The organism is Leptothrix ochracea L12 (genome assembly GCF_000262525.1).
In genome coordinates, this window is sequence record NZ_JH660686.1 from 1 (window position 1) to 10,375 (window position 10,375).

6 protein-coding genes and 3 pseudogenes are annotated in these 10,375 nt (G+C 57.6%); 3 read left to right on the plus strand and 6 right to left on the minus strand.

Annotation, left to right across the window (positions count from 1 at the left end; genetic code table 11):
• Nucleotides 1–260: 260 nt before the first annotated feature.
• The gene (locus tag LEPOCDRAFT_RS01870) at nt 261–1,235 is read right to left on the minus strand and encodes a hypothetical protein (RefSeq protein ID WP_156793949.1); all 975 of its coding nucleotides are present in this window, start codon (nt 1,233–1,235) and stop codon (nt 261–263) included.
• Nucleotides 1,236–1,580: 345 nt separating this feature from the next.
• On the opposite strand from LEPOCDRAFT_RS01870, the pseudogene LEPOCDRAFT_RS01875 reads away from it, so the two are divergent.
• A pseudogene (locus LEPOCDRAFT_RS01875) lies at nt 1,581–2,500 on the plus strand (alpha/beta hydrolase).
• An 8-nt stretch (nt 2,501–2,508) separates the two neighbouring features.
• On the opposite strand, the gene LEPOCDRAFT_RS01880 reads toward LEPOCDRAFT_RS01875, so the two are convergent.
• Nucleotides 2,509–2,877, minus strand: a complete 369-nt coding sequence (locus LEPOCDRAFT_RS01880) for a hypothetical protein (RefSeq protein WP_009453517.1) — start codon at nt 2,875–2,877, stop codon at nt 2,509–2,511.
• Nucleotides 2,878–3,086: 209 nt separating this feature from the next.
• Here LEPOCDRAFT_RS01880 and LEPOCDRAFT_RS02800 point away from each other — a divergent pair, with 209 nt between their 5' ends.
• Together LEPOCDRAFT_RS02800 and def are read left to right on the plus strand one after the other, a co-directional pair.
• Nucleotides 3,087–3,320, plus strand: coding sequence for a hypothetical protein (locus tag LEPOCDRAFT_RS02800; RefSeq protein WP_009453518.1), 234 nt, complete (start codon nt 3,087–3,089; stop codon nt 3,318–3,320).
• 126 nt (nt 3,321–3,446) lie between these two features.
• Nucleotides 3,447–3,961, plus strand: a pseudogene (gene def, locus LEPOCDRAFT_RS01890) (peptide deformylase).
• On the opposite strand, the gene LEPOCDRAFT_RS01895 reads toward def, so the two are convergent.
• The 4 genes and pseudogenes from LEPOCDRAFT_RS01895 to LEPOCDRAFT_RS01910 form a co-directional block, all read right to left on the minus strand.
• On the minus strand, nt 3,958–5,307 hold the full coding sequence (locus LEPOCDRAFT_RS01895; RefSeq protein WP_009453520.1) for a TolC family outer membrane protein: 1,350 nt from the start codon (nt 5,305–5,307) through the stop codon (nt 3,958–3,960). The pseudogene def and the gene LEPOCDRAFT_RS01895 sit on opposite strands and share 4 nt — an antisense overlap.
• A 97-nt stretch (nt 5,308–5,404) precedes the next feature.
• Complete coding sequence (locus LEPOCDRAFT_RS01900; protein WP_009453521.1) at nt 5,405–6,061, minus strand: protein-L-isoaspartate O-methyltransferase family protein; 657 nt, start codon at nt 6,059–6,061, stop codon at nt 5,405–5,407.
• 39 nt (nt 6,062–6,100) lie between these two features.
• Nucleotides 6,101–9,273 (minus strand): annotated as a pseudogene (locus LEPOCDRAFT_RS01905) (efflux RND transporter permease subunit).
• Nucleotides 9,274–9,286: 13 nt separating this feature from the next.
• A partial coding sequence (locus LEPOCDRAFT_RS01910) for an efflux RND transporter periplasmic adaptor subunit (protein ID WP_009453524.1) occupies nt 9,287–10,375 on the minus strand: 1,089 nt, incomplete at its 5' end.

The window sequence follows — 10,375 nt, forward strand, 5'->3', positions numbered from 1 at the left end:
TTAAACAAGTTTGGTCATTAGTAATAGGTGTAATACTTTTTGCCTGTTTGGGATGCTCTTGTTATTGATCTGTCAAAAACGTTTTTATATCTTTATTAAAAACCAAGGATCCACAAGGCAAGAAAGCCAATCAAATAAACGATGATCCATAAAGACTCCAAAATCATTCCATTCTTACCCCATGCGCCAATCAAAATAGCAACATATACGATTAACATAAATATCGGCGACAGCGTAAGAAACAAAACTTCTCTCAAAACTCATCTGAGCATGGACATTGACTTCCATCCAGCGTCCATCGGAATCGGTTTGTATGCAATGACTTCATGAATGGCTCGTCGATGGGTCATCCATGTCAGAATGAATCCGGCTCCGCCAAAAATGTACATGATTTTGATATTCTCAAAGATATCACTCCAGGTGGCCGGAGTTTTAGGCATGAAGGCGTGGATCAATGGCGTTGGATGAGCGATGAAATCTTTATAGGTGATGGCATCGGCGTCAATATGTCTGGATTTTGAAAATAGCTCCATCGATTCGGCTGAAATCACCAAGTCGGTGTCCTGGCTCAACGCGGCGAGCATTTCTCCACGAGTTTTGGCCTTCAATGCCATGCTGATGTTGCGTGAAACGCCAAAATCAGTGATCAATCCGACATGAAAAACAGCAATCCCCATGTCTGCCGCCATGGCGTCTAGCGCCTGCAAATCGACCGGACCCACCACGACCAGCGTTTTATCTTTGAAGATATCCAGACCATGCCCCTCAAGCATGGATTTTTCTAAATTTGTTGCGATATCGAGATTTTGGCCCGCTGCTTGAGCAATCGCGCGCTGCAATACCGTGTCCGTCGATGGATACATCGACACCACACGTATATTTTCAGAGATCACTGGCGTATCAAGCGCCTTGAGAATATCATCAGTGATGACACCCGCTAAAGGCGTGACAATGCCGGGGTGTAACTCGCGGTAATAAACCTTTTGAGCGCCTTCCGTTCGAACGATCAAACGCATCGGTCCGGCAGCTTTATCAAGGATATAAACGGGACCCGATTGAGCCAAATGAGCTATTTTGTCGCCCAAGGCAAGAGCATGTTCTTGGCTGATGGTGTAGGGCGTCGATGTTTTAGTGGCCAACGGACCCAACCGAGCCACATCATCAGAGGCAGCCATCAAGGTTTCTGAGCTGCCGTGCAACATGCTCAGCATCACTTTGTTGCCATCGGCTTCCACGAACATCACACCTGCGGCCCCGACACTCGCACTCAAAGCGATGGCCTCTTGGCGGGTTATCTGCCGGAAACCAGCTCGGGCCGCTGCCGATGTCGAGGTTTGTACGCCTTTGCCCAGCAAGCCAATCAGACCGCCTGCCTGGGCCACGGTGTGCAGCCACAACAAGCACACGCCAAGAAGTCCGAGTCGTACCCACGCTAGAAAGTTTCTTGGGTCGCTCATGCGCTCCACCATAAAGAACCCCCTGTTCGGTTTGACGTTATCCAGAACCACGAATGTAGCGCGATGGCAGGGGGTTGATCCCTTAGGATGCCCCCCATGAGTCACCACCGCCTGACCCCTCGGATGCGCACTTTGCTGGCCAGCGTGGCCCGCAGTCGCCAGCCGGCCATCCACACGTTGACGCCCGTGGAGGCCCGCTCGCGTTACGGTGCGATGGCGGAAGTGTTGGATCTGCCACGGGTACCGCTGGCGCGGGTCGAAACGCTGGAGATTCGGACCCACCACCGCTGTGCGGCGCGCCTCTACGCCAGCCGTCCGGCTGAGATCAGCAAGCCGTTGCCGGTGCTGCTTTATCTGCACGGCGGTGGATTTGTGCTTGGCGGGCTCGAAACCCACGACAGTTTGTGTCGGCAAATCGCCTTGCGCAGCGGGGTTGCGGTGCTGGCCTTGGATTACCGCCTCGCGCCGGAGCATCGCTTCCCGGCAGCCGTCGAAGATGTGTGGGCGGCGCTGCAATGGCTGATCAACGGCGGGGCGACTTTTTTAGGCTTGGACAGCACGCGGGTAGCCATCGGAGGCGACAGCGCCGGCGCGACCTTGGCGGCGGTGGCTGCTTTGATGGCGCGCGACGCTGATCTGCCCTTGGCGATGCAGCTGCTCATCACCCCCGGCACGGCGGCGGACTTGGACAGCGCCTCACACCAACGCTTTGGCGAAGGTTTTTGATCGACCGGGCGTTGCTCGACTGGTTCTTTAACCACTACATCGATCCCGAGCAACGCGGAGACTGGCGCTACGCCCCGCTGCACGCCGAGGATCTGGAGGGTGTTGCCCCTGCTTATATGGTGCTGGCCGAATGCGATCCGCTGGTCGATGAAGGTTTGGCTTACGCCGACCGGCTACGCATGGCCGCAGTGGCGGTGGAACTCGATCTGGTCAAAGGCGTAACGCACGATTTCATCAAGATGGGACGGGTGATCGAAGAAGCTATCCCAGCCTTGGACCGCTTGGCTGCGGCCTTGCAGCAAGCGCTGCGCACTTGAATCCAAACTCACACCACAGTCACGAATCGCTCGGTCACCCTTGGCCCCAAACGCTGCGCCGGCAGTTCAGCCATGGTGCCCAAGATCAGCGCGATCATGGCTTCGCTCAAACCCTGCGGATGGCTGAAGATTTCCATCCAAGTGATTTTGGACAGCACATCACCCGGTGCCCGTTGTAGCAAGCGCGTTTGCAAACCAGGCAGTAGGGCACGAAGCTGCACATGGGCGGCGTTGATGGCGCGTATCACTTCGTGGCTTGAGCGCTTATCCGTGTAACCAGTGTGGTAATAGCCATACAACTCGGTGCTGGAGCGTGGTGAATCGGGAACATCAAGCACGGTGTTTGAGGCTCGACAAGGCATGGGTGTGAAATGCATCACGAAGAGGTGTAAGGGGGACTTGCAAGCAAGGGTTGAGCGAAGTGCGACTTCTTGCCGACTTTGAAAATTCCGGTCGCGATCCGGTTACGTCCAGCGGATTCCTGCACAGTTTTTACCTCTTGTGGGCTCGCTCTTTGGTCGGATGGTGTCTACAGTCAACCCATCGGATCAAGAAACCTGACCCCATTCAGTTCAAGGAGCACACCATGGAAGTTCAAGCAGTCAACCCGTTTGCGATGATGATCGACCCGCAATCTGTGCTGCAAGCGGTCGAACGCTCAGAACGCCTGCAACGGCTGCAGCGCCGAGTGTGCCGTCCGCTGGACGAGCCGGTGGACTACATGGATGGTCTTCTTGACATGAAAGATTTTGACCGCTTGGTGCATACCAAGCCTGTCGTTGCCGGTCTGATGCCCTTGGGTGGCATTCACATCGACTGAAAGAACTCCTCTCCGGGGGACTCCGTTTTGCGTGGCAGTGCGCAAAATTTCAAGAGTCACCGGTTCCAACGGCTGACCATGGCAACATCGTTAGCCGTTTTTTATGTCCCAAGAAAGATGACTGCCATGGCCATTCGACCGATCCTGAAAATGGGTGACCCTCGCTTGCTGCGTATCGCTCAAAAAGTCACTGACTTCGACACCCCAGAATTGCATGCGCTACTTCAAGACATGGAAGAAACCATGCATGCGGCTGGGGGCGTGGGCTTGGCAGCACCGCAGATCGGTGTGGATCTAGCGGTCGTGATCTTTGGCTTTGAGCAAAGCGAGCGCTATCCCGATGCGCCTGCGGTGCCACGCACCGTCCTGATCAACCCGGTGATCATGCCGATGACTGAGGATGGGCAAGCGCTGGGCTGGGAGGGGTGCTTGTCGGTGCCCGGTCTGCGCGGCGAGGTGCCGCGCTGGAGCCACATTCGCTACAGCGGCTTGGCCCGCAAGGCCAGCCGCTGGAACGCGAGGTCAGCGACTTTCACGCCCGGGTGGTGCAACACGAATGCGATCATCTGATCGGTCAGTTGTATCCCATGCGTATGACCGATCTGAGTCGCCTAGGGTTTACCGATCTCCGCCCGGCTTAAGGGGCAATCAAGGCACTGACTTGGTTCAAGTCGGCAGGCGTGAGAGAGCCAGCCACTTGGCGCAACTTCAGATTGGCCACCAAAACATCGTTGCGCGCCTTGCTCAAGTCACGCTGGGTGCTGTAGAGCTGGGTTTGAGCGTTGAGCACATCCAGATTGACGCGCACACCTACTTTGTAACCGAGCTGGGTGGCTTCCAAGGCCAATTTACTGGAGGATTCAGCGGCTTCCAGCGCCTTGACTTGGGCCAAGCCGGACTGCACGCCAAAGTAAGCTTGACTGATGCCTTGGGTGATGGTGCGGCGCGCAACCTCCAAATCGTTGCGGGCTTTCTCTTCCAAACCGACCGCTTCGCGAGCCTGATTGGTGATGGCATTGCCGGCATACAGCGGCACGTTCAGCGTCAAGCCAATCTTGGCACTGGTGCTGGTGCCATCACCACCGGCCAACAACGATCCGCCGTTGCTGCTGGTGTTGTGCGCTGAAGAAGCAGCGGCATCCAAACTGAGTGTTGGGAGGTGTCCAGCTTCTGTACGACGGGTTTCAAACTGAGCCACTTCGTAGCCAGACCGAGCTTTGCGTACCGTGGCCGATTCTTCCACCCGCGCTACCCAAGGCTCAACGGTGTCCCCTGCCAATGCGGGCAAGACGACTGGCTGCGCTAAGGGCTTGGGTTGAATATTCTTTTTGCCCACCAGTTGATCGAGTGCCAGCTTCTTGATATGCAGGTCATTGTCTGCGGCAAGAACCTGAGCAGCGGCTAGATCGAAACGTGCTTGGGCTTCACGGGTGTCGGTGATCGTGGCACTACCGACCTCAAAATTACGTTTGGCCGAAGCCAGTTGCTCCGAAATGCCTTTTTGGCTGGCCTGAGCGGTGGTGAGCACATCTTGGGCGGTCAACACATCGAAATAAGCCTGCGACAAACGCACCATCAAGTCCTGCTCCGCGCTTTCTAGATCGGCCTTGGCGATATCAAGCAGCTTGTAGGCTTTGTCAGAAGTGAGGGAATTGCCCCGGTTGAACAGGGGCTGCGAAGCGTTGATCCCCACCGATTGCGTATTCAAGCTGGTGACCCCGCGAGAGGGGGTATCGCTTTGGGTGCGCGAAACACCAGCACTCAAGCCGACGCTGGGCCGTGACAGTGAATCACTCTGAGCCACTTTGTACGACACCGAGTCGGCCTGCGCCTGCGCCCCCAAGTAGCTGGCGTCGTAAGTACGAGCCACGTCATACAGCTCTTTGAGACTTTGGGCCCCAGCTTGGGCAGAGAACGCCAAAACCAAACTTGCTGCCAAAAGATGCAAGGGTCTTGGACCGGCTTTGTCGATGGAACTGAAATGCATGGGAACTTCCTTTTTGCTCATCTTATACCTAGTGGGGTATTTTTACACAACCCATCAAATCCATCTTCCGTGCATGCCGGCCCAAGATATCTTGGGCTTAGAACTTGAAGCTTGATGGGGTCAGGGCGCCTTCCAGCGGGGCGATCACGGTGTCAAACAACGCCTCAGTGCGCCACTCAGCTTGATTGACGCGCGTGATCCGAACAGCTTGCATGACCGGCTCCGAGCCCACCACCGCCACCAAACGGCCACCCACCTTGAGCTGAGCCAACAGGGCAGGCGACACTTCGGGCACCGAACCGGACAAAACCACCGCGTCCCAAGGTGCTTCAGCCTGAGCTGAATCGTTCAAGCCATCACCGGTACGCACTTCAACATTCGACAGTCCGGCGCGATACAAGTTATCGCGAGCAATCGACGCCAATTCGGGACGGATTTCGATGCTCACCACCTTTTGCGCACGATGGCCCAGCAAGGCGGCCATGAATCCAGAGCCTGTGCCGATTTCCAGCACTTGCTCGTGCCGCTTCGGTGCCAGCTCTTGCAAAAGACGCGCTTCAACACGGGGGGCCAGCATGGTGCTGTCGCCCGGCAAGGGGATCTCGACATCCATGAAAGCCAGTTCTTTGCAAGCACTGGGGACAAAGTCTTCACGCTTGATGGCCGACAGCAAGGACAGCACCGAAGGCTCCAGCACGTTCCAGGGGCGAATTTGCTGTTCGATCATGTTGAAGCGGGCTTGTTCGACATTCATGGCGGATTCGAGTCAGATTGGTGGAAGGAAGACACCATTTTAGTGATGCGCCTGACGTCGCCGACGCACCCACATCACCAGATCGTCGAGATAGCAATAGATCACTGGCACCACCACGAGGGTAAGTACGGAGGACGTGATCACCCCGCCGATCACCGCTTGGCCCATCGGCGCACGCTGCTCAGAACCTTCGGTGAGCGCAAAAGCCAGCGGCACCATGCCAAACACCATCGCCAGTGTGGTCATCAAGATCGGGCGCAACCGCACCTTGGCCGCCAGTAGCAGGGCTTGCTCGCGCGACAAAGGCTCACCCGGTGTGACGCTGTGATCGTCTTCCAAGTGCACCTCACCCTTGCGTGCCCGAATGGCGAAGTCGAGCAAAAGGATGGCGTTTTGGTCACCAACCCCATCAGCATGACGATGCCAATGATCGAAAACATATTGAGCGTTGAGCGGAACATCAGCAGCGCCAGAACCACACCGATCAAAGTCAGGGGCAGGGCGCTCATCAGGGCAATGGGCTGCAAGAAGCTGCGGAACTGTGAAGCCAAGATCATGTAAATGAAGATGATGGCCATGACCAGCGAGGAGATGGCGTAGCCAAAGCTCTCCGCCATGTCCTTGGTGGAGCCGCCAAAGCGCCAGCGCACCCCGGGCGGGAAGCCATGCTGCTCCAGCACTTTGCGGATATCGGCCGAGACTTCACCCATCGAACGACCATAGACGTTGGCGTTGATTTCGACTTCGCGCGTCATGTCGCGACGATTGATTTGCGGCGGGGTGCCATCTTCACGCAACTCGGCCACTTGGTCGAGCCGCACGATGCGGGCGCTGCCATCGGCGTTTTGGCCCGCTACCAGGCCCAAGCGGCGCAGATCTGCTGCATCGTCGCGCGATTCAGGGGCCAAGAGCACCTTCACATCGACGTTCAGATCGTCACTGGCGCGCCAATTGCCGATGGTTTTGCCGGCAATCATGGCCCCCAATGTGTTGGTGATACTGCCTACCGACAAGCCCAGATCCGCCGCCGCGTCACGCTTCACATCGATGGCAAGGGTGGGTTGATTGGGTTTGGCGCTGGTATCGAGATCGACCAGACCCGGGATGAGGCGCAACTTGGCACTCAAAGCTTCGGACTGGCGCTTCAGATCAGCCAAGTCGCTACCTTGAATCGACAAGATGATCGGCTTTTGCCCGCCCATCGAATCCATCGCACCGACGTGTGTCACGGTGATGCCGGGAATGTGCGACAAACGCTCGCGCAAGGGGCCGGTGAGCTGATCTTGGTTGAGCTTGCGGTCCTTACGATCCACCAAGCGGATGTAGATCTGGGCGTAGATCTTGCCCTGCGCCTGGCCGGTGTTGATGGTGCTGAGGGTGTAGCGCACCTCGGGCATTTCCCGGATGATGGCTTCGACTTGCTTGGCTCGGGCTTCGGTCACTTCAATGGAAGAACCCACCGGGGTGTTGAAGCTGACGTAGGTTTCCGAAAAGTCAGCCTTGGGCACAAATTCGCTGCCCAGCACCGGGATCAAGACAAAACTGCCGATCAAGGTCGCTGAAGCGATACCGAGCGTGGCCAGCTTGTGGTTCAGCGACCAACCAAGAGCGCGTTGATAAAACCGGCCGGTGGCGTGCGAGAGCTGATCGACGGCATGGGTAACGCGGCCGATGGTGCGGTCATACCAGCTTGCCGGTTTGAACTCGGCACCGTCGGCATGGATGCTTGGGTCGTGCCAAATTGAACTCAGCATGGGGTCCAAGGTGAAGCTGACAAACATCGAGATCGATACCGCCGCCACGATGGTCACGCCAAATTCGTGGAAGAACTTGCCGATGATGCCGCCCATGAAACCGATGGGCAAAAACACCGCCACGATGGAAAGGGTGGTCGCGAGCACGGCCAAACCGATTTCGGCCGTACCGTCGAGCGCGGCGCGATGCGCATCTTTGCCCATCTGCACATGGCGCACGATGTTCTCGCGCACCACGATGGCGTCGTCGATCAACAAGCCCACGCACAAGCTCAAGGCCATGAGCGTGATCATGTTGATCGAGAAACCAAACCAGTACATGAACAAGAACGTGCCAATCAAAGCAATCGGCAAGGTCAGGCCGGTGATGACGGTCGAGCGCCACGAGTTGAGGAACAAGAAGACGATGCCGATGGTCAGCAGCGCGCCTTCGATCAAGGTGCGGCGCACGTTGTTGACCGAGACACGGATCGGGCGCGAGTTATCCCGCACGACATCCACGCTGATACCCGCCGGGATCTCACCCGTCTTTTTGAGCTCAGCCACCGCGTTGTTCAGGCCATCCACCACCTCGATGGTGTTTTCGCCCTGAGACTTGAGCGCGTCCATCACCAGCGAACGCTGACCGTTGTAGAGCGCCAGAGACTCAACTTCGGCCGGGCCATCGACGATGCGGGCCACATCGCCCAGCCGCACCAAGGTCTGACCCTTGCGCGCTATGACGATTTTGGCGAAATCTTCGGGACGCTCAATGCGCCCCTTGATTTGCACCACGCGTTCACGTTCCTTGGCGCGCAACGCACCCGCGGGCAGATCTTGGTTTTCAGTACGGACAGCGGCAGCGATTTGCTCCACGCTGACACCGGCAGCTTCCATCGCATCGGGCCGCAGATAGAGATTCACCTCCCGCTTGATCGCACCCACAAGGGCCACTGAGCCCACGCCACGCACGTTTTCCAAGCGCTCCCGCAGGGTCTGATCGGCCCAATTCGAGAGCTGCATGGTGTTGTGGCTTTGATCGGGCGAGCTGATGGCCAAGGTCCAAATCGGTCGGCTGGCCGGATCGAAGCGCATCACCTTGGGCTCTTTGACCTCTTCGCGCAACAGCGGCTTGAGGATGGCGAGTTTCTCGCGCACATCGTCAGCGGCGCGGCGGCTTTCCATCGACAGATTGAACTGAATGATCACCACCGAGGTGCCCGCGTAGCTGCGTGAGTTGAGCTGGTTGATGCCAGCGATCGAATTGACGGCTTCCTCGACCTTGCGGGTCACTTCGGTTTCAACCACCTCGGCGGATGCGCCGGGGTAATCAACCGCCACCACCACCGTGGGAAAATCCACGTCCGGGAATTGATCAACCTTGAGCCGCTGGAGCGAAAACAAACCCAGCACCACCAAGGCCAGCATGACCATGGTGGCCATCACCGGATTACCGATGGAAATACGCGTGAACCACATCGAAGGCCCCTGTTCAGTTCGACGAAACAGCGGCAGAGGACGCTGCCGTAGCGCCCATGATGCGTGCCGGAGTGGCATCGCGCACTGTACCCAAAGTGCCATTCAGAACCGATTCACCGGCTTTCAAGCCCGACAGAATCTCCACCGAATCTTCACTGCCGACCAAACCACGCGCACCGATCGTCACATCGCGATGCATCAGCCGGGTGCTGCCTGCAGTGCTTTGATCAAGGACGATCACATACGGCTTGGGATCATCCAATCGCACCGCCGAACGCGGCACGGTCAAGGCTTGAGCGCGTGAAAGTTCAATCGTGCCTTTGGCAAACAGCCCAGCACGCAAACCCACGGTATGCGGCAAGGACAAGTAAACCAACACGGAGCGGGTTCCAACTTGGGTGGCTGGATTGATGCGCACCACCTTGGCCGTCACGGGCGTACTCAAACCCTCGACTTGCAACTGCGCCGTGGTGTTGACCTTGACCGAGCCGGCGTCTTCTGGACTGAGCGCAGCCTCAAGTTCAAGGCTCGACAAATCGACGATTTCGAGCAACTTGGCATCGGTGGCCACCCGCTCTCCCGGTTGAGCCAAACGCTGCGACACCTGACCGCCGATGGGGGCGCGCAACACGGCGTCGCTTTGGGCTTTGCGGGCTAAATCGACGTTGGTTTGGGCGGCCTGCAAGTTGGCTTGAGCCGCCTGATCGTTGGCGAGGGACGTATCCAAAGCGGTGGACGAGATGAACCCTTGCGCCACCATCGCCCGGTTATTTTCCAGCTGCCGCCGCGCAATATCGGCCTGCGCACGGGAAGCCAACGCCGTTTGTTCAGCTTGGCGCAGACGCAAATCCAGTTCAGCCGAATCAAGCCGACCCACGATTTGACCGGCGCTCACGCTATCGCCTTCACGCGGTCCCAAGGTCAGCAACTCGCCCGCCGAGCGAGCTTTGACCACAGCAGAGCGGACAGCGCGCAGGCTGCCAGAAACCGCCACGGTGCGCGCCAACTCGTGCCGATCCGCCAAGAGCATGTCAGTGGCCACCAGTTCAAGCGCAGCCGGTGCCGTGCTTGCTGGCACCGCTGCCGCAGCGGCTCCAGGGGC